Annotated in this window: 18 protein-coding genes and 1 tRNA gene; 17 read left to right on the forward strand and 2 right to left on the reverse strand. The window is 35.7% G+C overall.

What is annotated here, in order from left to right; all coding sequences use genetic code 11:
• Window positions 1–437: 437 nt before the first annotated feature.
• Window positions 438–1,760, reverse strand: a complete 1,323-nt coding sequence (locus tag JOC73_RS01780) for a D-alanyl-D-alanine carboxypeptidase family protein (RefSeq protein ID WP_204400141.1) — start codon at window positions 1,758–1,760, stop codon at window positions 438–440.
• A gap of 190 nt (window positions 1,761–1,950) precedes the next feature.
• Between JOC73_RS01780 and JOC73_RS01785 the strand changes: the two genes are divergently transcribed.
• The 3 genes from JOC73_RS01785 (at window position 1,951) to selD (ending at window position 5,408) form a co-directional block, all read left to right on the forward strand.
• The gene (locus JOC73_RS01785; RefSeq protein ID WP_204400142.1) at window positions 1,951–2,577 is read left to right on the forward strand and encodes a helix-hairpin-helix domain-containing protein; all 627 of its coding nucleotides are present in this window, start codon (window positions 1,951–1,953) and stop codon (window positions 2,575–2,577) included.
• A gap of 103 nt (window positions 2,578–2,680) precedes the next feature.
• Complete coding sequence (nagZ, locus tag JOC73_RS01790) at window positions 2,681–4,348, forward strand: beta-N-acetylhexosaminidase (RefSeq protein WP_204400143.1); 1,668 nt, start codon at window positions 2,681–2,683, stop codon at window positions 4,346–4,348.
• A 19-nt stretch (window positions 4,349–4,367) separates the two neighbouring features.
• Window positions 4,368–5,408, forward strand: a complete 1,041-nt coding sequence (gene selD, locus JOC73_RS01795; RefSeq protein WP_204400144.1) for a selenide, water dikinase SelD — start codon at window positions 4,368–4,370, stop codon at window positions 5,406–5,408.
• Window positions 5,409–5,589: 181 nt separating this feature from the next.
• On the opposite strand, the gene JOC73_RS01800 is transcribed toward selD, so the two are convergent.
• Window positions 5,590–6,990: an alanine/glycine:cation symporter family protein gene (locus JOC73_RS01800; RefSeq protein ID WP_204400145.1), complete on the reverse strand. Its 1,401-nt coding sequence runs from the start codon at window positions 6,988–6,990 to the stop codon at window positions 5,590–5,592.
• A 379-nt stretch (window positions 6,991–7,369) separates the two neighbouring features.
• Between JOC73_RS01800 and selA the strand changes: the two genes are divergently transcribed.
• The 14 genes from selA (at window position 7,370) to JOC73_RS01870 (ending at window position 22,827) form a co-directional block, all read left to right on the forward strand.
• Entirely contained in the window at window positions 7,370–8,773 is a 1,404-nt protein-coding gene (selA, locus tag JOC73_RS01805) for an L-seryl-tRNA(Sec) selenium transferase (protein ID WP_204400146.1), read from the forward strand.
• Between the two features lie 53 nt (window positions 8,774–8,826).
• Window positions 8,827–10,722: a selenocysteine-specific translation elongation factor gene (gene selB, locus JOC73_RS01810; RefSeq protein WP_204400147.1), complete on the forward strand. Its 1,896-nt coding sequence runs from the start codon at window positions 8,827–8,829 to the stop codon at window positions 10,720–10,722.
• A gap of 195 nt (window positions 10,723–10,917) precedes the next feature.
• Window positions 10,918–11,607, forward strand: a complete 690-nt coding sequence (locus JOC73_RS01815) for a response regulator transcription factor (protein WP_204400148.1) — start codon at window positions 10,918–10,920, stop codon at window positions 11,605–11,607.
• Window positions 11,582–13,033 (forward strand): sensor histidine kinase, encoded by a 1,452-nt coding sequence (locus JOC73_RS01820; protein ID WP_243427831.1) that lies wholly within the window; start codon window positions 11,582–11,584, stop codon window positions 13,031–13,033. Before JOC73_RS01815 ends, JOC73_RS01820 begins: the two co-directional genes overlap by 26 nt.
• A 52-nt stretch (window positions 13,034–13,085) precedes the next feature.
• The gene (locus JOC73_RS01825) at window positions 13,086–13,961 is read left to right on the forward strand and encodes a GerMN domain-containing protein (RefSeq protein ID WP_204400149.1); all 876 of its coding nucleotides are present in this window, start codon (window positions 13,086–13,088) and stop codon (window positions 13,959–13,961) included.
• A gap of 509 nt (window positions 13,962–14,470) precedes the next feature.
• A complete protein-coding gene (gene gdhA, locus JOC73_RS01830; protein WP_204400150.1) occupies window positions 14,471–15,835 on the forward strand; it encodes an NADP-specific glutamate dehydrogenase in 1,365 nt (454 codons plus the stop codon).
• Between the two features lie 309 nt (window positions 15,836–16,144).
• Entirely contained in the window at window positions 16,145–16,627 is a 483-nt protein-coding gene (locus JOC73_RS01835; protein ID WP_204400151.1) for a hypothetical protein, read from the forward strand.
• 112 nt (window positions 16,628–16,739) lie between these two features.
• Entirely contained in the window at window positions 16,740–16,889 is a 150-nt protein-coding gene (locus JOC73_RS01840; protein ID WP_204400152.1) for a hypothetical protein, read from the forward strand.
• Between the two features lie 30 nt (window positions 16,890–16,919).
• Complete coding sequence (locus tag JOC73_RS01845) at window positions 16,920–18,302, forward strand: ABC transporter ATP-binding protein (RefSeq protein ID WP_204400153.1); 1,383 nt, start codon at window positions 16,920–16,922, stop codon at window positions 18,300–18,302.
• Between the two features lie 23 nt (window positions 18,303–18,325).
• Window positions 18,326–19,042 (forward strand): FtsX-like permease family protein, encoded by a 717-nt coding sequence (locus JOC73_RS01850; RefSeq protein ID WP_204400154.1) that lies wholly within the window; start codon window positions 18,326–18,328, stop codon window positions 19,040–19,042.
• Window positions 19,043–19,136: 94 nt separating this feature from the next.
• Window positions 19,137–21,065: an ABC transporter ATP-binding protein/permease gene (locus tag JOC73_RS01855; protein ID WP_204400155.1), complete on the forward strand. Its 1,929-nt coding sequence runs from the start codon at window positions 19,137–19,139 to the stop codon at window positions 21,063–21,065.
• Window positions 21,066–21,124: 59 nt separating this feature from the next.
• Complete coding sequence (locus tag JOC73_RS01860; RefSeq protein ID WP_204400156.1) at window positions 21,125–22,150, forward strand: hypothetical protein; 1,026 nt, start codon at window positions 21,125–21,127, stop codon at window positions 22,148–22,150.
• Window positions 22,151–22,317: 167 nt separating this feature from the next.
• Window positions 22,318–22,414, forward strand: a tRNA-Sec gene (locus tag JOC73_RS01865).
• A gap of 197 nt (window positions 22,415–22,611) precedes the next feature.
• The gene (locus JOC73_RS01870) at window positions 22,612–22,827 is read left to right on the forward strand and encodes a FeoA family protein (RefSeq protein WP_204400157.1); all 216 of its coding nucleotides are present in this window, start codon (window positions 22,612–22,614) and stop codon (window positions 22,825–22,827) included.
• The last annotated feature ends 102 nt before the right edge of the window (window positions 22,828–22,929 follow it).

A 22,929-nucleotide genomic window follows, 5' to 3' on the forward strand; every position in this document is an offset into this window, starting at 1 on the left:
TGTTATGTAAATGGTGAAGTGAAGAGCCGGATGCCTTAATAGGGCAAGTCCGGTTCTGTGAGGGGTTGGAATTGCAAGGTTCCAGCCTACTCGATTTGTTGACTCTTCTAACTTGTACTTTTTATTGACATAGTAATAATTTTGCAATTTCAAAACCCATCGTGATAGCGATTTCGTTCTTCTTTCTGACTCCTTAGGGATGAAAAAATCTCTTAATTTTAAGGTAAAATAATGAAAGAGCAATCGCCAGTTATAGAAAGTGTGGTTTTTAAAAGTTACTACGGAGTATCTGAAGAAAACCGAGGAGGATTCTTAAGATACTGCAGCCTGCCAAATGACCTATGAAGTAACACAAATAGCTTAATTACTCGTCGTCGGAAAAGATAAAAAAACAATGGGTTGGCGAAGAAACATCATTCTTCACTAACCCATTTGTATTATCTTCTTCTTAATCTTTTGCTAAACTGTAATCCATTAGATCTACGTCTGCTACCCATAAATCCGACCCTTTTTTGCTTCTTAAGACGAAGATAGAAGACTAAAAGCTTCCATAGAGTAAAAGCAACTAGGAAATAAACTAAATATCTAAAGGGCTTATTTCTTTGAATCAGAGGAGGCTTCGCCTCGATGGTTTCAGTCGCTACTAAATCAATTTCCTTTAGAGTTTCATTCCCTATAGTATAAACAATTTTTCCATAGGCAGTACCTTTATATACAGGTGCATCAACGTCTTTATTTAGAACGATCTCCTTTTTAATCGTGGAGGTATCCTTGTCAATAGGGAAAATGGGTGCATAGCCCGATGCTGTGACTAAGGATAAAGACTCCTTAATTCCGTTATTTAATGGAATTTCAGCCTCCACCACACCTTCCTCCAATAGGGGCTGACTCTTAAAATTTTCAAAACCATAGTCAATTAATGTCCTCGTATCTAGGTAGATATTTGAACCCTTTGCTCCTAAAACTACAGCGATTATTCTATGCTCATTCTGCATAGCAGAAGTGATTAAGCACTGCTGGGCAGCTACCGTATATCCAGTCTTAATACCCTCCACAACATCATATTTAATATTTACATATTGACCTCTATACAGGATTTGATTACCACCACCAGTACCCCAAAGCAATCTGTTGGAGTTACGATAATATCTTTTCTCTGGTGTCTGTGGTGTTTCTTCAAAAACGACATTAGTGGTCCTTGCAATTTCCCTTAGCTTTGGAAAAGTCATGGCATGTCTACCAATAATGGCAAGGTCATAAGCAGTGGTGACATGATTGTCGTTGGGCAAACCATGGGGATTAGTGAAATGGGTATTTTTTGCTCCCAGCTGCTTCGCTCTTTCATTCATGAGCTTTGCAAACTCCTCCACAGAACCTGAAATATGGGTTGCAAACAATTCAGTAACGTCATTGGCGGAACGAATCATTAATGCTTGTAGTAATTCTTCTACAGTAAAAGACTCCCCTTCTTTAAGATACATACTGGCACCATCTACAAAATATTCCTTATCAACAGTGACAACATCATCCAATTTTGTATTTTCTATAACTAAGATGGCAGTCATAACCTTAGTGGTGCTGGCGGGGAAGGTAATCTCATGGGCATTGTGATCATACAACACTTCTCCTGATTGAAAATCCATAAGTACGGCATTGGGTGCAGTCATCTGTGGTGCGGCGAAGACGCTACTGGTGGATAGGATCGTAATTAGTAAAATCATCGAGATTAAGCTAGTTAATTTGCTAGGTATTTTTTTCATATCAGTTCCCCTTTATTTATGTATGAATTTGGTTAAATTTTTCTTTGTAAAATTACAGTACTTATAGTATAGCAAAAAAACCATTAAATTTTAAGGGAAAAAGAAATTTAAAAGAGGGAAAATTATACCATGGCGAGAATTAGATAAAAAATAAACTTAAAAAATGAAATGTTGGTTAAGGAGTGGAAGCATGGGCTTAACAGAGAAACAAAAATGGTTAATATTCTTTATGATTGGAATACTTATGGGTGGAATCTCTTTTTATAGTCATCATAGAGAAAAAATGATGATTTATGAAGTCAGTGGAAAAGGTGAGGAAAATCAGGTAAAATTAAATATAGACCCTTCGTTTATTATGGTACATCTGGAGGGAGCAGTAGCAAAACCAGCCTTATATAAAATGAAAGAAGGGGGCCGACTAGCCGATGCCATAGAAGCCGCAGGTGGGCTGACGGAAAAGGCAGATCGAAAAAAGGTTAATCTGGCCATGAAGCTGGAGGATGGTACTCAGGTATATATACCAGCAAAAGGAGAAGAAAAAAGCAACTCTCCAACTGGACAAGTTAGTGGGGAAAATAGCAATCAAACTAATAATAATATAAACAATGGACAAGTAAACAGTTTAGGAAAAATAAATATCAATCATGCTTCAGCAGAGGAACTTACCAAGCTAAAGGGGATAGGGGAAGCTTTGGCAGCAAGAATCATAGAATATCGACAACAGCAGGGCCCCTTTAACTCCATTGAGGAAATTAAGAATGTTAAAGGGATTGGTGAAAAAAAATACTTGCAAATTAAAGATCATATCACGCCTTAGACTTTTAAAACCCCTTTCATTTTCTGGGTCACCGCAAAGAATCAACAACCACACGTATTGCATATATGCTACGTCCGCTCACATATATAGCTAGGAGGTCAAAATGATAGAAAAAATTATGAGCTGGCTATTGATCCTGCTAACAGGAATTTTCAGTAGCTTTGTATCCACCAATTATGACGAAATTAAACATCAAACCCTCAAAGAAGCCATCAGTCAGCATATAGAAGAAATGACTCTGGAGGAAAAAATCGGACAAATGTTGATGGTCAGCTTCCATGAACATCAGTTGGAGGATTATGTGATTAACAAAAAAATAGGTGGATATATCCTATTTAATCATAATATTAAAGGTTATGAAGAACTTAAAAAAACCACAGAGAAAATTCGGAGGCTTGGGGAAACGAACCAAGGTCTGATTCCGTTTATTTCAATAGATCAAGAGGGGGGGATTGTCTCGCGGTTGGACAGTTTATTCTACTCCTTTCCTGGAAATATGGCATTGGGGGCAACCGATAATCTCCAATTAGCAGAAGAACAAGGGATATTGACGGGAAGAATGCTAAGACATCTGGGGATTAATCTGAATTTTGCCCCTGTGGTGGACGTAAATCGAGATTATCGTAATCCAATCATTGGGTTAAGGTCCTTTGGAAATGGTCCACTAAAGGTTGCTAATATGGCAGGAGCATTCATGAAGGGACAAGAAAAGGTCGGTGTAATTTCATCCCTAAAGCATTTCCCAGGACATGGTAATGTTCATCAAGATTCCCACCTGCAATTACCCACCAACCCCAATTTAAAGGAGGATATACGGGGGCAGGACATGAAGCCTTTTGAAATTATTGCAAGGGAGGGGGCTGACTTAATCATGACTGCCCACATTAAGCTTCCAGAATTAGATCCCAACAATCCTGCAACCCTGTCTTCTACTATACTACAAGGAGAATTAAGGGAACGTTTAGGGTATGAAGGTGTGATTATTACTGACGATTTAGGTTCCATGAAGGCAATCACTTCCATTTATTCCACTTCTGAGGCGGCGATTAGGGCTATTGATGCTGGGGTAGATATCCTATTATTGGTGGCATCCTCCCACAAGGTAGAGGATACGATTGAAAAAATAAGGTTAGCAGTAGAATCCGGACGATTGACCGAGGCAAGGATTGACCAGTCGGTGGAACGAATTCTTGACCTAAAATACCGCTATGGATTGCTGGGGGAAGTCATCGAATCGGAAGAAAACTATGAAGACCTTTATCAGGCAACGGTTGACCATAGTAAGAGGGTGACGGATGGAGCAGTTACTGCTATCGCAAATGACTTTCAACTAGTCCCATTTCATGAGGGAAAAGTTATGGTTGTTGCGAAAAAAAGAAAAAACTATAACAACCCTATGACTAAGAAAAGGGAATCCTTAGAAAATCTAGTCAGAGGATATTACAGGAATAGCGATTTCTACTATATAGATGAACACCTTAATGTAGAAGATTTGAAGAATTCAATACATCAATATGATCGAGTGATTTTCTTATCAGAAAAGGGTTATCAAAGTCAAAAGAGTAGTGTATTATTAAAGTATCTTCAAAAAAGTAAAAAATTGATTTTGGTTTCCTTGGCAGAACCCTATGAGATGATTTATCTAGGAGATTTTCATAGTCACTTGGCTATCTATACAAGCCAAAGGGAGGGAATAATCAGCACCCTACAGGCCATAAAGGGAATCATACCGATAAAAGGGAAGAATCCTGTTCCCGTAAATGCTGAATGATTGGAGGATGACAAAAATAATGACAAAAGAACATAGATTGACGCAAATGACCACCAGTTCTGGCTGAGCTGCTAAAATAGGACCCGATGTCCTAGCACAGGTACTGTGTCATTTACCTAAAATAGAAAATGAAAAATTAATAGTAGGATTAGATACCTCCGACGATGCGGCAGTTTATCAAATGAGGGAGGACTTAGCATTAATACAGACATTAGATTTCTTTACACCAGTGGTGGATGATCCCTATACCTTTGGGCAAATTGCTGCTGCCAACTCCTTGAGTGATGTCTATGCAATGGGGGGGCAACCCTTGACGGCAATGAATATCGTATGTTTTCCCAGTTGTCTACCAATGGATATTTTGGGACAAATCCTCAAAGGTGGAGCAGACAAAGTAATAGAAGCAGGAGCAATACTAGTTGGTGGTCATACGGTTGACGATCAAGAGCCTAAGTATGGACTTTCAGTAACAGGTACAGTTCATCCAAAGAAGGTGTGGGCTAATGGAACAGCAAGAGCAGGGGATGTACTGATTTTGACTAAGCCTTTAGGGCTGGGTATTTTAAATACTGCCATCAAGGCTGATATTGCCACAGAAGAGCAGTATCAAGGGGCGGTGGATACCATGATGACCTTGAACAAGTATGCCATGGAGGCTGTGGTGGATTTAGATGTTTCTGCATGTACAGATATTACAGGCTTTGGCTTTCTTGGTCATGTCTACGAGATGGCAAAGGGAAGTGATCTGAGTATAGAAATTGATAGTAGTCGTGTTCCAGTGTTGGAGGGAGCATCTGAACTGGCAGCAATGGGAATTATCCCAGCAGGTATGTATGCCAATAAAAAGCATATTGAAGCAGAAGTGAAGAAATTAGTTGAAGTAAAAGAAGTGGTGGAGGATTTGTTGTATGATCCTCAAACATCAGGAGGATTATTGATTGCCATTAGGGAAGATAATGTTGAAGCGGCCCTTGAAGCCCTTCAAAAGATTAATCGTAATTCCTTTGCGGTAGTAGGACGAGTAATGGAAAAGAAGAATTATACTATTTATCTTAAATAGCTTATAAAAAGTACCCTAGCCCATCGTATAAATTTACAGTGGAACTAGGGTACTATTTTTTTAACTAATAGGAAAGATCTACATTAAATTAATCTAAAAGAGAACTTTTTCGTAAATGAGTTTCAACATAAGTCATCAATTAAATCTTCCGAAGGAAGACTTTGCTCTTTTAATAACTCAACTAGTTTGCTTTTGTTTTAGACCCAAAGAATTCTTTGGTTAGGGCAAAGATTACACCACTTAGCCCCAATAGTCCTACAAGGTTAGGAATAGCCATTAGACCGTTTAAAGTATCAGCAATACTCCAAATTAACTCTAGGTTTCCGATCGCCCCTACAAAAATTAAGGGCAACCAAATAATTCGATAAATCTTATTAACCTTAGTGCCAAATAAATGCTCAGCACACTTTTCACCATAGTAGGCCCAACTTAGGATGGTGGAGAAGGCAAAGAAGAAAATTCCTATAGCAACTATGATTCCACCAGGGCCAGGTAGACCTGTGTTGAAGGCTTCGGTTGTAAGAGCAGCGCCTGTAAAGCCATATTCTACCCCTGCTTCGTTGACACCAGCAACCTTCTGCCAAACTCCTGTAGAAAGAATAGTAAGGGCTGTAAGGGTACATATTACAATCGTATCGGCAAATACTTCAAATATTCCCCAAAGACCTTGTCGTACAGGATGATCTGTTCTTGCAGCGGCATGGGCAATAGGAGCACTACCCAGACCAGCCTCATTTGAGAAAACTCCTCTAGCAATACCACGGGTCATAGCCTGCATTACAAATGCACCACTAAATCCACCTACAGCCGCTGCTGGGGAGAAGGCGTGTTTAAAAATTAGGGCAAAGGCATTTGGAATTCCCTTGATATTTAATATCAGAATAAGGGTTGCTCCCACCATATAGAAAACAGCCATTAAAGGAACAATTCTCTCAGTAACAACAGCAATTCTTTTTAAACCACCTAAAATAACGGCACCAGCAGCAACTGCCAAAAAGATACCTGTGATGTAAGGAGGAATACTAAAGGTAGATTCCAGAGCAGCAGCTACAGAGTTGGATTGAACCATGTTACCAATTCCAAAAGCAGCAAGTGCACCAAAAATGGAGAATACAATCGCAAGCCACTTCAACCCAAGTCCCTTTTCTATGTAATACATTGGTCCGCCAACCCAGTTTCCTTCAGCGTTTTTCTCTCTATATTTGATAGCAAGCACAACCTCACCAAACTTCGTCATCATACCGAAGAAGGCAGAAACCCACATCCAGAAGATTGCACCTGGTCCCCCTAGGGCTATGGCAGTAGCAACCCCTGCAATGTTACCAGTACCAATAGTAGCAGCTAGTGCAGTAGATAAAGCTTGGAAGGGGGTAATATCTCCTTCTTCGCTGGCTTCGGGCTTCTCAAAAATCTTCATCAATGTTTCCTTCATGGTAAAACCAAACCGTCTAATCTGGAGGAAATTTGTTCTTAGAGTAAAGAATACTCCTGTCCCTACTAATAAAACCAGCATATAGGGACCCCATACAAGACTATTAATGATTCCATTAAAATCATGAATTGCTTTTACAAAACCTAACATAAACCCAATCTCCCTTCTTCCTATGAAATTATTTTAGTGAAGCAAAAAATAGTAATTTTTTATAGACACCTCCTTTAGTAATAATAAAAATCATCATAATAATTCCTAACAGGGATGGTGAAATTAAAAAGATTGATTGGTACAATAACATGGAATTATTCTTAAAATAGTTCGAATGTTTTGAAAATTAATTATATGTAATCATATTCTATCATAAATAATATATAATTAGAACAATTTTTTAATAAGATTTAAATTTATTTAGTATATTTCAAAGGGTAGATGCAATGATTTATAGAAGAAGCTTAATTATAGTATACTAGTTATCAAAATATGTTATAATTTAGGGGAATAATTATAATCAAGGAGTGGAAAAAAATTGAACAAGGGAAAACTACTGAGTACATTGCCTTCTGTGGATGAACTATTAAATCACGAAGATTTATTGAATATATTAAAACGAATACCAAGAAAAGTTGTTGTTGAGCAGACGAGAGAAAGTATCCAGAGGGAACGAAATAAACTGTTAAACATGAAGGATGAACAATTAGAGAACTACAGGATTGAAGAAAATAAATTAATCCAATCCACCATTGGCGCCTGTGAAGAGTTCATGTCCATGAATTTAAAGGAAGTAGTAAATGGAACAGGGGTTGTTTTACATACAAATTTAGGTAGGGCCCTTTTAAGTGACGAAATCAAAGAAGCTGTTTGGTCTGTGGCATCGGGGTACTCTACTCTTGAAATCAATGTCGGTACAGGAAAAAGAGGGAGTCGATATAGCCATGTGGTTGAGATCATTAAAAACATCACAGGAGCAGAGGATGCCCTAGTGGTGAATAACAATGCTGCGGCTGTACTATTGGTGCTGGGAACGATGGCGAAGAACAAGGAAGTAATCGTTTCTAGAGGAGAATTAGTAGAAATCGGTGGTTCCTTTAGGATTCCAGAAGTAATGGAGCAGAGTGGCGCGAAGCTGGTGGATGTTGGAGCGACAAACAAAACTCATTTAAGGGACTACGAAAATGCCATTGGTGAAGATACTGCTGTTTTGTTGAAGGTACATACGAGTAATTACAAAATTCTAGGCTTTACAGATGAAGTTACACTAGAAGAGATGGTGGAGTTGGGAAAACGGACCAAAGTGCCGGTGGTGGAGGATTTAGGAAGTGGGGTGTTAGTCAACCTGCAGAAATATGGACTAACCTATGAGCCAACGGTTCAGGACAGTGTGAAGGCTGGGGTTGACATTATTACCTTTAGTGGAGACAAGCTATTGGGGGGACCTCAGGCTGGAATCATCATCGGTAGTAAAAAATGGATTGAAAAAATGAAGAAGAATCCTCTTACTAGAGCCTTTAGGGTTGATAAGCTAACAATGGCGGCTTTAGAAGCAACTTTAAAATATTATTTAGATGAAGAGGAGGCTATAAAGAAGCTCCCTACATTAAGGATGATTACAGAAACCATCGAGCCGATCCATCAGAGGGCAGTTGCCTTGCTAAACATCATCTTAAAGGAAAATCTTGATGTGGATATCAAAATCAAGGATGACTATTCTCAAGTAGGGGGAGGTTCTCTACCTTTAGAAAAGTTACCTACAAAGGTGCTCCAGCTTACCTCCAGTAAATTGTCCGTTAACCAGTTGGAGGAAGGCCTACGTCTAAATAAAACACCAATCATTACTAGAATCCAAGGTGATAAATTAATCATAGATTTAAGAACAATCAAGGAGAGGGATTTCCCAATTATTTGTGATGCCCTAAAAAAAGTATTAAGCTAATATGTTAAATAAATGCTATAAAACTTCGGGTTTTAAATTAAAGGAGGGATTTTGTGAAGCATATTATTATCGGAACTGCTGGGCATATAGATCATGGAAAAACAACTTTAATCAGAGCCTTGACTGGTAGAGATACAGACCGTCTAAAGGAAGAGAAAAAGAGGGGAATTTCAATAGATTTAGGCTTTACTCATTTTGACTTACCCAGTGGCAAAAGGGCTGGAATAATTGATGTACCTGGTCACGAGAAGTTTATCAGAAACATGTTGGCCGGAGTAGGTGGAATGGATATCGTTATGCTGGTGATTGCAGCAGACGAAGGGGTAATGCCCCAGACCAAAGAGCACTTAGACATACTTTCATTATTAAAGATTAAAAAAGGAATCATTGTTATAACAAAGGCAGGATTAGTTGACGAAGACTGGTTGGAGCTGATCAAGGAGGATGTACGGGAAAAAGTACAGGGAACCTTCCTAAAGGAAGCAGAGGTTTTGGCGGTGGATTCTGTTGCAGGGATAGGAGTTAAGGAACTAATTGCAAAAATAGATGATTTAGCAGAGGAAACCGACAGTAGAGATATTCAATCCCCTGTGAGGATGCCTATAGATCGAGTTTTTACCATAACAGGATTTGGGACGGTTGTAACGGGAACCCTGATAGAAGGTAAAATTTCTTTAGAAGAAACCTTAGAAATTTTACCTGAAAATGTAAAGGTAAGGGTAAGAAGTATACAAGTCCATGGCAAATCTGTAGAAACTGCCTACGCCGGTCAGCGGGTAGCAATTAATCTAGCCAATGTTAAGAAGGAAGACATTGAACGGGGACAAATCCTGGTACAGGCTGACTCGGTAGAAACCACCATGATGCTGGATGGAAAACTACAATTACTTAAAGATTATCCTAGAAAGCTTCAAAATCGTGATCGCGTAAGATTATATCATGGATCTACTGAAATATTAGCCCGTGTTGCCTTGTTGGATAAGGAAGAATTGCAACCTGGAGAAACAGGCTTTATTCAGTTAAGATTGGAGGAGGCAACGGCTGTAAAAAAGGGAGATCATATTGTGGTTAGACTCTACTCACCGATGGAGACTATCGGAGGCTTTGTTGTGGTAGATGCCAACCCCAAAAAACATAAAAGATTTGATGATAAGGTCATCCAAGAATTGAAGATGAAGGAAAAGGGTACACCAGAGGAAATATTAGAAAAGCATATTGAAAGTGTCAGTAACGAATTCCCCGATTTATCAGTATTAGCAAAGATGACGGGGCAGCAGACCACAGAGATAGAAGCATTGTTAAAGCCCTTGTTAGAAAAAGACAGAGTTATTTTATTGGAAGGAAATTATCTTCTACATAGACGATATTATGAGGGTTTAAAGGACAAAATAAAGGAGATGCTTTCTGAATACCATACCAGCAATCCCCTCAGAAAGGGAATGCTTAAGGAAGAGCTAAAGAGTAAAATCTTTGCTAAGAAAAAAGGTAAGGTTATTGACGCTTTTATTGAAAAAATAAAAGAGGATCAATTTGTTAAAACCTTTGATAAATTTATTGCCAACTACGATTTTGAAATTAAATTTAATGACACACAAAGTAAAATTAAGAAACAAATTGAAGATGCTTATTTAAAAGAGCCCTATAGCACACCAAAGATTGAAGATGCCATCAAAGCAAGTACCTTCAAAAAACAAGAGGTGGAGCAAGTAGTAGAAGCGCTGATGGGTAAGGAATTAGTTCGAGTAAGTCCAGATGTTCTAATCCATCAAAAAGCTATAGAGGATGCTCAAGGGAAGTTAACGGAGTACATTCAAAAAAACGGAAGTATAACCCTTGCAGAATTTAGAGACATATTAAATACAAGTAGAAAATATGCCATGGCAATATTAGAATACTTTGATAATAACAGGATTACAAAACGGGATGAAGATAAGAGAACGCTGTATTAGAAGGGCAGGATTTAACTAAGAGTATTCAAATATAATGACTGGGCAAGATTGTCCAGTTTTTTATCTTTAATTATATGTAAATATTATATATAATGAAAGTGTAATACGTAAGAGTGCTGATTTTTTGAAGTGACGAAGAAGATAATGGGTTTTCATAAGGCTAAAGGGGAATAATAATAGATGAGGTGATAATATATGGCAAATAGGATTTTAATTGTAGATGATGAGCCTTTATTAGTCAAAGGTCTGAAATATAGTTTAGAACAGGATGGATATGAGATTATAACTGCAACTGATGGAGAAGAAGCGGTTGAAAAGGCCCTTAATGAAAAAGTAGACTTAATCCTTTTAGACTTGATGCTACCCAAAATGGATGGATTGGAGGTCTGTCAAAAAATTAGACAAGACCAACAGACACCAATCATCATGCTTACTGCTAAGGGTGAAGATATCAGTAAAATCTTAGGTTTAGAGTATGGAGCTGACGATTATTTGACGAAGCCCTTTAACATTTTGGAGCTAAAGGCAAGAATTAAAGCTGTAATGAGACGTTTCCAAAATACTGACCAGTCTTCAATTGATCGAGTGATTAAAATTGATGACTTTAAAATGAATACGCTTGGACGAAAAGTAACTATTAGAGATGAAGATATCAATTTGACAGCAAAAGAATTTGATCTATTACTTTTATTGGCTTCCAACCAAGGAAAGGTATATGCTCGGGAGGAACTATTGGAGATTATTTGGGGCTATGAATACTTTGGAGATTTACGAACAGTGGATGTGCATGTCAGACGATTAAGAGAAAAAATTGAAAAAAACTCCAGTCACCCCGAATACATATTGACTAAGTGGGGGGTTGGGTACTATTTTAGGAATAAATAGTAAGTTTATTAGTATTAGGTGGAAGCTCTTATCCACCTATTTATTATTACTAGTTATTGCTTTGTTGATTATTAATATTTTTGTTTATGAACGAATCAAGAGTAACTATATAACTGAAAAGGAAATCAGTTACATCACTCAAGGAAACATTATATCCAACAGAGTACGGCTGTCGGTGGACGAGGAAAATAAAATGTTCAATCAGCTTGTTTTGAGTCAAATGATGGAGGAAGTCAGCCGTCTGGTGGATGGGAGGATTTTGATAGTAGATCGTGAGAATACTGTAATGTACGACTCCTTCCATGATTTGAAAAATTCCCCAATAAACCTCTATGAAGTCAATAGAGCAATGAAGGGGGAGCAAATAAGCCACCAATATGATTTGCCTAAATTCGGCAAGGTTCTATATATTGGGGTTCCTGTTAGTTACTATGACGATTATTCTGACACAATATTAGGGGTGGTGTTTTTATCTGTTTCCTTGGAGGATACGTATCAAAGAATCAATAACATTAAAAACCTACTATTTTTTATATCACTTATCACGTTGCTTTTAATTACAGTCATTAGCCTTCTGCTTTCTGATATGATTTCTGAACCCATCAAGGAATTGACAGAAGTGATGCAAAAGACTGCCCATGGGGCGATGGACCAAAAGGTATCTATGGAGGGAAATGATGAGATAGGACAGCTTTCAAAGGCTTATAACTTTATGAGTACAAAGCTTAGTCATATCGAAAAGCAGCGGCAGGATTTTGTGGCGAACGTGTCCCGTGAGCTAAAGACTCCTCTTAGTTCCATGAAACTCTTGTCGGAATCCCTACTGACTCAGCCAGACACCCCTGTGGAGGTGTACCAAGAGTTTTTAAAGGATATTGATTCAGAGATCGATAGGTTGAATGGTATTATAGAGAGTCTGTTGGCAATGGTGGATATGAATGAGGAAAAGCTAAAATTAGATTATCAGTTGGCCTCTGTCAATTATTTAGTTGAAAAGGTGGCTAATAGTATACGACCTTTAGCCCACAAAAAGAATATTAAGATTTTTATTAATCAGTGGGAGAAGATTCAAATATATCTTGATAAGGGAAAGATATATCAAGCGCTTATGAATATCATCCATAATGCTGTAAAATACACTGACGAAGGTGGTAAGGTGGTTATTAGTATCTTAAAGGAGGGTAAATACGTGGTGATACGTATAGATGATAATGGAATTGGAATTCCAACCGATAGTCTACCTTATATATTTGAGCGGTTTTATCGGGTGGATAGTGCAAGATCAAGAAAGACTGGGGGCTCTGGGCTAGGACTTTCAATTTCACATCAAATCATTAGCCTTCACCAAGGGACAGTAGATGTGGAGAGTACTGTAAATGTAGGTACCACATTTTATATTAGGCTTCCGATGGAGTTGAATCCATAGGAAGGTAATTTTGTGCTAAATGAATTGAGTATCAACAGAGAGGGGGGGGAGTATGAGGAGAAATGTCTGGTTGCTTTTATTATTGATTTTAATTTTTACAATTCTAATGACTCGCTGCGTGACTCAACAGTATTATGATGATAGGGTGGGGGAAGCACCACTGGAAATTGCCCCATATCCAGAGAGAATCGTAGAGTTGGTAAATATATACTTTGCTAATGGAGGAAATGAATATCTAAAACGGGAACAACGGGCCATTGAAAGGACAAAAGAATCTAAAGAAGAGGTAATACTACGGGAATTAATTGATGGACCTAAAGATCAATTGCTCTCTAAAACAATTCCTCCTCAAACTAGATTGTTTTCTGTATCTACTGTAAATGGAACTAGCTATGTCAATCTATCAAAGGAATTCATCACCAATTTCATTGGTGGAGATCGGGCTGAAGTGACAACGGTCTACTCCATTGTTAATACCCTTACAGAATTAGAACATATCAAGCAGGTACAAATCTTAGTTGAGGGAGAACGAATAGAGCACTACCAAAATAATCTTTCTTTAAAGGAGCCCTATCCTCGAAATGAAGGTGTAATTAACAAACCTTTCCCAACCCCTTCGGAGACTTTGGAAACTTATTTTACTCATCTGGAGAATATGGAATATAGAAGGGCCTATGACTTAATCTATCGACCCCTAGATTATGATCTTGATTATGCTATTTTCTATCATTATATGAGGAGAAACAAAATTGAAATAGTAGACTACACCATCAAGGGATATAGTATAATTAGGACAAAAGAGGGCTGGCTGATGGTGGTGGACTACGAGGAAAAATATAAGGATGGATCAGTAGTTGAAAAAAAGAAAGCTGAGTTTGAATTCAAAAACGAACTAGGTGAATGGCAAATGATATTTAAGGAGATTTAGAAATTACAATGATACAATATATCATCCGTCAACTACCCACCACCTAAAGGTAATGGGTTTCTGTGCCACAAAAATTTATGAAATTGTATAGTAGTAATTTTTAGTACTTTCTAGGGTAGGGATATTACTTATAAGGGGTAATCATGGATGGGCTCATAAGGTTTTTTAGATATATGTGTTAGTTTAGTTTTTTTCCGTATAAAGAAGTTAATTTTAGAAGAGAATAGAAAATGTAAAATTCAATATAAAATATTAACCTTGATAAAACTTAAATATTGTAGTAGATTTATATTTGTTGCAAAAAGTATACAAAATAAATTTTGATTTACGTGTTTACAGATGAGAAGAGGGATGTTATAATCTGATTGTTAAAGAAATAACTTATCTAAGAATGCTGGAAAACGTTTTACATAATAAAGATTCCAGTTTTAAGCTTTAACTTATCTCAGATAGTAAAATCCGAAAAGGATTGCTTTAATTTCCTTAAAAAAACGAGGGGGTTTATGAAAATGGCAGAAAAATTAAGTGCAAAGCAGTATATTGAAAAGGTACTTGCTGAAGTTAAACAAAGAAACGGAAACGAACCAGAATTCATCCAAGCAGTAGAAGAAGTTTTAGTTTCATTAGAAAAGGTTTTAGAGCAAAAGCCAGAGTACATCGAAGCAAACATTTTAGGAAGAATTACTGAGCCAGAAAGACAAATCGTGTTCAGAGTACCTTGGACAGATGACCAAGGAAATGTTCAAGTAAACCGTGGTATGAGGGTACAATTCAACGGAGTACTTGGACCATACAAGGGCGGAATTAGATTCCATCCTTCAGTATATCTTGGAATTATTAAATTCTTAGGTTTTGAGCAAATCTTTAAGAACTCATTAACTGGTCTTCCAATCGGTGGAGGTAAAGGTGGTTCTGACTTTGATCCAAGAGGAAAATCAGATGCTGAAATCATGAGATTCTGCCAAAGCTTTATGACTGAATTATACAGACATATCGGACCAGACGTAGACGTTCCAGCTGGAGACATCGGTGTTGGTGGAAAAGAAATCGGATACATGTATGGACAATACAGAAGAATCAGAGGAGCATTCGAAAATGGAGTTCTTACTGGTAAAGGGTTAACTTACGGTGGAAGCTTAATTAGACCAGAAGCTACAGGATTTGGTTGTACTTACTTCTGTAATGAAATGTTAAAGCATGAGGGACAAACTTTTGAAGGTAAAACTGTTGCTGTTTCTGGATTCGGTAACGTAGCTTGGGGAGCTTGTCAAAAGGTAGCTGACCTTGGTGGTAAAGTAGTTACTCTATCTGGACCAGACGGATACATCTACGATCCAGAAGGTATTACTGGAGAGAAGATTGATTACTTAGTAGAAATGTTAAATGCAAATAAAGGTGCAAGAGTTAAGGACTATGCTGATAAGTACGGAGTACAGTTCTTCCCAGGAGAAAAGCCATGGGGAGTTAAAGTTGATATCGTAATGCCTTGTGCTATTCAAAACGATATTACTTTAGACCATGCTAAGCAAATCGTAGCTAATGGAACTAAGTTTGTATCTGAAGGTGCTAATATGCCTTGTACAAATGAAGCTATTGAGTACTTCCTTGAAAATGGAGTAATCGTAGGGCCTGCTAAGGCTGCAAATGCTGGTGGAGTTGCTACTTCTGCATTAGAAATGTCTCAAAACAGCATGCGATTGGCTTGGACTAAAGAAGAAGTTGATGAGAAGTTAAGACAAATCATGATCAACATCCATGATAACGCTGCTAAGGCATCTGAGCAATTCGGATTAGGTTACAACCTAGTTGCTGGAGCAAACATTGCTGGATTTGTTAAGGTTGCAGAAGCAATGCACGCACAAGGGGACTATTAAGAATAAGTAGTTAAATATCATATTAATTATAAAAAACCACTTGAGGCTATTTAAGTTTCAAGTGGTTTTTGTTGTTTAGCAGGTACTGAAACATATCTGAGATTATGCCTTGCACTGCAAAAAATTCGAGGAGAATATGTCAAAAATAAACTTCTATGGATACATCGATATAGGTTCTGATTTTACAACTTGTAATTAGCAGAAAGTTATGATAAAATCAATTGGAAATAAATGTGTTTTATGAAAATTAGCCATAAGCTTTCAAAAAATAATGTGAGACGCGGGAAATCGCGGCCGAAGGAGGCAAACATGTATTACAGATTTTCAAAATTTGCAAAAACCATAATAATTGTTAATGTAGTATTAACTTTAGCTGTTGCTCTTATTCATGGGTATAATATTCATCGGATCAAAGAAAGTAATGAGAAAATCTTTAATGTTATGCAGGAGAAAAAAGTAATTAGAGACACAGCTATACGAATGCTAGAAAATGAGGGCGAGGAATTATTCATTAATCAAGAATTCACCACATACTTTGGAATGTGTGTTTCTATTTTCACACTGTTACTTTTATACAAATATGCAAAAAGTAACGGATTCTTTTTTGGATTTTTAGTCGCCATCAGTAGTTTGTTTACATCATTTGTAGGGGGGCTGCTACTGTTTTATCTTATCTTGTCTGGAAAAAGTGAAATAGCTGGTAAGAAAGAAAGATTTACATATAAGAATGATTGGGAAAAGTATATTCATAAAAAAGTAATTCTGATTGAGAATACAGAGGATAAAGTATAGACCTGCTTACTTAATTGAGAAATTTATGTTTTATATATTAACAAAATGAAAGCTTCGATAATAAAGTCTGCTCAAATGATTAGGCAAATTTATCTATTGTAAGGAGGATAATATGAAAGATTTTAGAGTGTGGCTCAATGAAGGTTCAAATGAAAAAGGGCTCCTATTTAAAAAAAGAACTTCATCAATCTCAAATATAAGTGTTATTGCAGGTGTTGTCATTATCATTGTATTCTCAATAGTATACAGGTTTTTCATTTAGATCTATTAAAAGTAGGCAGGTGTAAGGTTAATGATGAAAAGTAAAAGTAAAAATAATATTATCGAATTAAAAAAGATTACAAAAAAATATGAATCTAACACTAAGTCTCAAGTTATTTTAGAAGATTTATCTTTTTCTTTCGAACTAGGACTAACAACAACAATTCTGGGTTCAAGTGGTTGTGGAAAAACGACTCTCTTAAACTTGTTAGGGGGTATTGATTCAGAGTTTGAAGGAGAAATTTTATTTAATGGAGAACCAATACAGGATTTTGATAAGTATAGACGAGAGAATATTAGTTTCATTTTTCAAGATTTGAACTTAATAAGCCACCATAACTTGATAAAAAATATCACAATTGGGTTGACTAACGATGTTGAAGATAAAGAAAAAAAAGCATTAGAGCTTTTGGATCGAGTTGGTCTTTTGGAACATGCAGATAAGAAACCACACCAACTGTCTGGTGGTGAAAGGCAAAGAGTGGCCATCGCTAGAGCATTGGCCCGAGAAACTGATGTTTTGCTTTGTGATGAGCCAACAGGAAGTCTAGATGAAGAAACAAAATTTGAAATAATGGACCTGATAGTGGATATTTTCAAGCATAAAACGATTATTATTATTACCCATGATGATGAACTAGCTGAGAAGTATTCCGATGTTATATTGAAGATTGAAAACAAAAAATTGGAAGAAGTTCGATATAATGAAGTTGACCAGCAACGACCTACTCATGATTCTACAGAGGATTATAAAAAAGACAAAACCTTTAATAATCGATTCATCATTAACTTACTGTCTAATAAAAGTCGCTTGTTTAATGCTTCTTACTTGATCATAATAATCTCAGCAGTTTTTATATTCGGAACAGGGATCATTAAAGGTGTTGAAAATGAGATTGATCAGTTCCTGTATGATCAATATAAGACGGATAAAATTCAAATAAGGGTCAATAGTCAAATGACTATGAATGGTATCAAAACTAATATTGATGATTCTAATCAAGTACATAATGCAAAAGTTAAAGGGCTTATGCTGGGGATACCTACTACCACCACCTTTGTGTCCAATAATGAGAGTCGTAATAATTTCTATTATTCGCTGCAGCCTAGTATAAAAGAAAATATTTTACCGGATATAACCTTTGGCAGGTTCCCTGAAAAAAACAACGAAATACTCTACAGTAAAGGTGCTGCAAGGCAAAAAATCTTTGATTATCGTAGTATATCAGTTGAAGGTGATGAAGAGTTAAATAGTCTATTTGATTGGTTAATTGATTTATCAGATGAGGAGTTACTCCATGAACTGACGGAGATAGATATATCTTATAAGAATAGTTCAATCTACAATGAAAAAAATCATATAACAACAATTTTGAGATTGTTGGCATCATTGATGATGATGAATATATACTAGCAAACGAAGAATTTTCAGAGCGTATGGTGAAGCATTTTAGAAACGCTGGCGAAAACCTAAAGACTAAGCTGTCTGTAGAGCATAATGGAGAAGAAAAGAGTATTTATGTAAACGATAACATTTATATGCTTGAAGAAGAATTTCAGAAATATATGCTTGATGTGTATCTTGGATCCAATAGCTACAAATTCCGATACTTTAGTATTTTTATAGAAAATGAAGATTTAGACCTACGGGATAAAGTATTTAAAAATTTCATACTATTCAAACCTATTTTCAGAGGAAAAGATCCTATTACATATGAACGTAATCTTTATTACAAAGATATGTATGGGTATAAGGTGACCATCATTGGTGGATGTATTATCTTGGCAATTTTTGCTGCCCTCTCAATATTCAATGGAATTAAAACAAACATTGATCGAAACAGAAGTAATATTGGTATATATAAGTCATTAGGATATTCATCCAAAAATATAAGAACAATGTTTACTATGGAAGGGATGCTCATGGCTTTATTTGTTTCAATAGGTACTCTTATTGTTTGGTCTATCATTAACTTGATTATGAACGAGCGTTTAGTAAATGCATTGGATCCTAATGACATTATAGAGATGACAAGGATCATTTACTTAGATATTTATTCTGTTTTTGGAGTTGCTTTAGCGATCGTTTCTATTATTCTCTTCTCAATTAGTAAAGAACTAAGAAAGGTTAATATCATTAATCTTTTCAAATAGGCCAAAGACTCACTATCGGTAATCAAAGAAGTATGAAGAGAAATAAAAGTTATCCATATGCTAAACTTGGATGACATAGAACTAGGAGGTTGCCATGTTAAGACTGGTAAATATTAATAAGAGTTATCAAATTAGAAAAGGTAAAATGCAGAATGTACTGAATAATCTAAATGTTGAGTTTTCAAGCAAAGGATTTGTTTCTATCTTAGGGAATAGTGGTAATGGAAAAACCACTCTTTTAAATATTATTGGCGGATTGGATCGTCAAGATTCAGGTGAAATCTATTTTAATGATCAAGAAATCAGTGATTATGAGTTATTCAGACGAGAAAAAGTTGGATTTGTATTTCAGGATTTCAATCTTATTGATCATCTTAGTGCACTAGACAATGTGATCATCAGTATGTCTGATGAGAACAAAAACAAGAAAAAAAATGCTACGGAGATACTTACAAAACTGGGTCTTGAAGACTGTCTTCATAAGCTCCCTAAACAGATGTCGGGAGGGCAAAAACAGAGGGTGGCAATTGCAAGAATGATTGCAAAAGATGTTGATGTGATTATATGTGATGAACCCACTGGAAGCTTGGATGAAGAAACAGAAAGAAATATCGTTGGGATTATAAAGGAACTTTCAAAGGAAAAGCTTGTATTATTTGTAACCCACAATAGAAGGGTAGCAGAGAAGTACAGTGACAGAATAATACGTATAAAAAGCGGGAGCGTATTTGAAGATATAAACGATTATGACAAAACAGCATCTACCAAAATAGAGAACAATAAGCTTTATAACGAAAATTGTTTGTGGCTTTCTATAAAAAATTTGATAGGAAGATATAAGCAAACAGTGAAGTATATAGTATTAACTGCTTTTATCATGTTAGTAGCTTCTCTAGCTATAATAATGGAGAGTGAACTTTTTAGGTTATATATGCATGATTATTATATTGATAAAGGAATAATGAGTATTATTTTGGACATAAAAGATGATGTTGTTGGTGAAGAAGATTTATTGTCCGATTGGGAAACAAAAAGCGATATAATTCATGCAGCATTTAACTTTGATTCAACAATTAAGATAGGTCGTACTGATTATCAAGTATCAGGGATATACACTCCATCACGTTTAGAAGAGATCACAAGTAATGAATATTTAAAGGAGATGCTTACTAATGGTAGATTACCTAAAGAAAGCAATGAAGTGTTGATGAGTGCAGAAGGTGCTATTAGTTTGCTTACTAAGTTAAATATAGGTGGAGAGCGGTTATATGATCAGTTCATGACAGGTGAACTAGATAGTGAATATGTTTATAGTTTAATGGATGACAAAGAATTCATTGTGGCTGAATACGGTACACCAAGAATGAAGGTTGTTGGTTTGGTTGATGATAATAAAGTCCATGAAACGGATCTAACAGTATACTTTATAGACGGATTTACCTCCCTGTTTGAATATCCAAAAGGGCTCCAACCGACTAAGATAAAATTATATAAAGATAATTTGAATCGGGATGTTAACGATGAAATAATAAATATTGCAGAACAAAATGGACAAGTTGAAATAAATGAGGATCATCGTAAAAAAGTTGATAAAATATACAATAAAATAGATTCTTTTTTAGAGTTATCAAAAATAGCTCTATATGTAATCATTGTGATTGCATCAATTTCATTTTTTTCATTGCTGTCTACATCATTATTTGAAAGAAAATATGAGATTGGTTTATATCGGTCAATAGGGTATAACAAACGAAATATTAATAAAATACTGGGATCAGAGATGTTCTTTACTGGTGTTGTATCATTATTATTAGTGATTATCTCATTATTAGCTTTTGCAGTAGTAATGTACTTTAAACTGGACTTTATTAAGAGTTTTGTTGAAGTGTTTAACATCATTAATCTGTTTAATATAGTTGCAGCTTTAGTATTGGTTTTATCATTCTTTGTTTCTGCCATCGTATATATAGTTAATAGAACAATTCTTAAGAATTCTATATTATCTAATATTAAGGATTTGTAAAACTAGGATTATCATTGAGCAGCTGAAATTAAATTAGTGATAAAAAGGGGAGTATTAGCGTGAAAAAAAGATATATAATGATTATTGCTAGTGTATTAGTTATGGGTGGCTTTGCATTGATCATGACTAATTCCCAACTAGAGAATAACCCGAATACAAGTACAATTTCTCGATCTACTAAAGAAACTCAATCTAATATAGACAAAGATAATTATTTTATTAAAGAGTATTATACTTCAAAATATGCCAGAGTTAAAAAAACTACATGGGATAGGATCAACGTTAAAGATAATGAACATTCAGCAGAAGAGTTTTTAAATGTAGAGGATTATTTAGATGGTGTACCTGAATATATAAAGAAAGATGTCATAAAGACTATAGGAGATAGGATAAATGTTAAAGGCAGTGGATATGATACAGCAGAAGAATTTTTAGATGAAGTGGATTATTATGTAGAAGCGATAGCTAAATATATAAAAAGAGAAAATTGGAAGGACATTTACAAAGAAAGACACGGTGAGAATTTTGATTCGGTCATTACTTTTTCTTTTACATCAAAACGTTCTTATGCCTTTTATAATACTTTAGAGATACACCTAAATATTAGAGCGTTCAAAACAAATCTTTCTGTAACTCCCCATGAAATAACTCACTTAATAGCTCCATATAGCAGTTCTCTCTCCTTAAGTGAAGGTTTAGCGTGTCTTATACAAGATAGGCTTGGAAAACAGCCAACTTTATTCCATTACAGAGAATCTTTATTTCCTTTATCAAAGCAATTTTTAGAAGAAGAAAATAAAGACTTTGTTGAGGGTATGATTGAGGCCATAGGAGTACCAACTGAGGACATACCTTCGAATGTTATGAGTGGTATTAATGGAGATAAAACAACTAGAATAGCATTTTATCTTATGAGTCAATCATATTCTACATACTTAATTGATGAGTATGGAATTGAAAAATTCATGGAAGTATACTATGCTGAAGATCTGTATGCAAAGTATGAAGAAATCTATGAAAAAGATATTGAGGAATTACGTCAGCAATGGATTGATTATGTGATGGAGTATAAAGCAGATAATTAATTGTACACTTAAAGGAAATATTTGAACTACCTAAATCCATTTCCATTCGATTCCAGGTAGTGTCTCATATCTCCCTGACAAAATGTCGACGGAGGAATAAAAATTAAACTGTTGACAAATTGTATAGATATGCTATACTATAGTAGTTCCAAAAACACAAAACATAAGGGAGTAGATGGTGGCTGGTGTTGCCTCTGGTCTTCAAAACCAGTTCGAGGGGTTAATAGCCTCTTGGGTGGGTTCGATTCCCACGTACTCCCGCCAATAGTTTAACCGACGAGCCGAGGGGCTCTTTTTTTCTGCCTCAGAGTGGTCTTTACCCGAACAAATGTGAGATTAATCATTTATTGAAAAAATAGAGTGATAAACTATTGACAACTTTTAATGAGAATGATATTCTTTATCTAGATATAAAACCTAAAAAGTTTACTTAAAAAGTTAGGAAAGTAGGGTGAGTTCATATGTTATTATCTAAAGCAAAGATTGGTCAGACTTTCAATGTGAAAAGTGTTGAAGGTAAGGAAAAGATACAAAAATTCCTTTTTTCTTTAGGATGCTTTGAAGGAGAAGAGATCACTCTGATATCAAAACTTGCGGGTAATTATGTAGTTAATATCAAAGACAGTAGATATGCAATTGATGAAGGAATGGCAAAGTCTATTGTATTAGAAGCATAATAAATAATATAGTTAATATAAAATTTTAATGATTATTTGCTAATATGCTATGGATAATAGCATATTAAATTTTGGCTTTTCATTGATAATGAATATCAATTC

The sequence above is a fragment of the Alkaliphilus hydrothermalis genome (assembly GCF_016908555.1).
Taxonomy (GTDB): domain Bacteria; phylum Bacillota; class Clostridia; order Peptostreptococcales; family Natronincolaceae; genus Alkaliphilus; species Alkaliphilus hydrothermalis.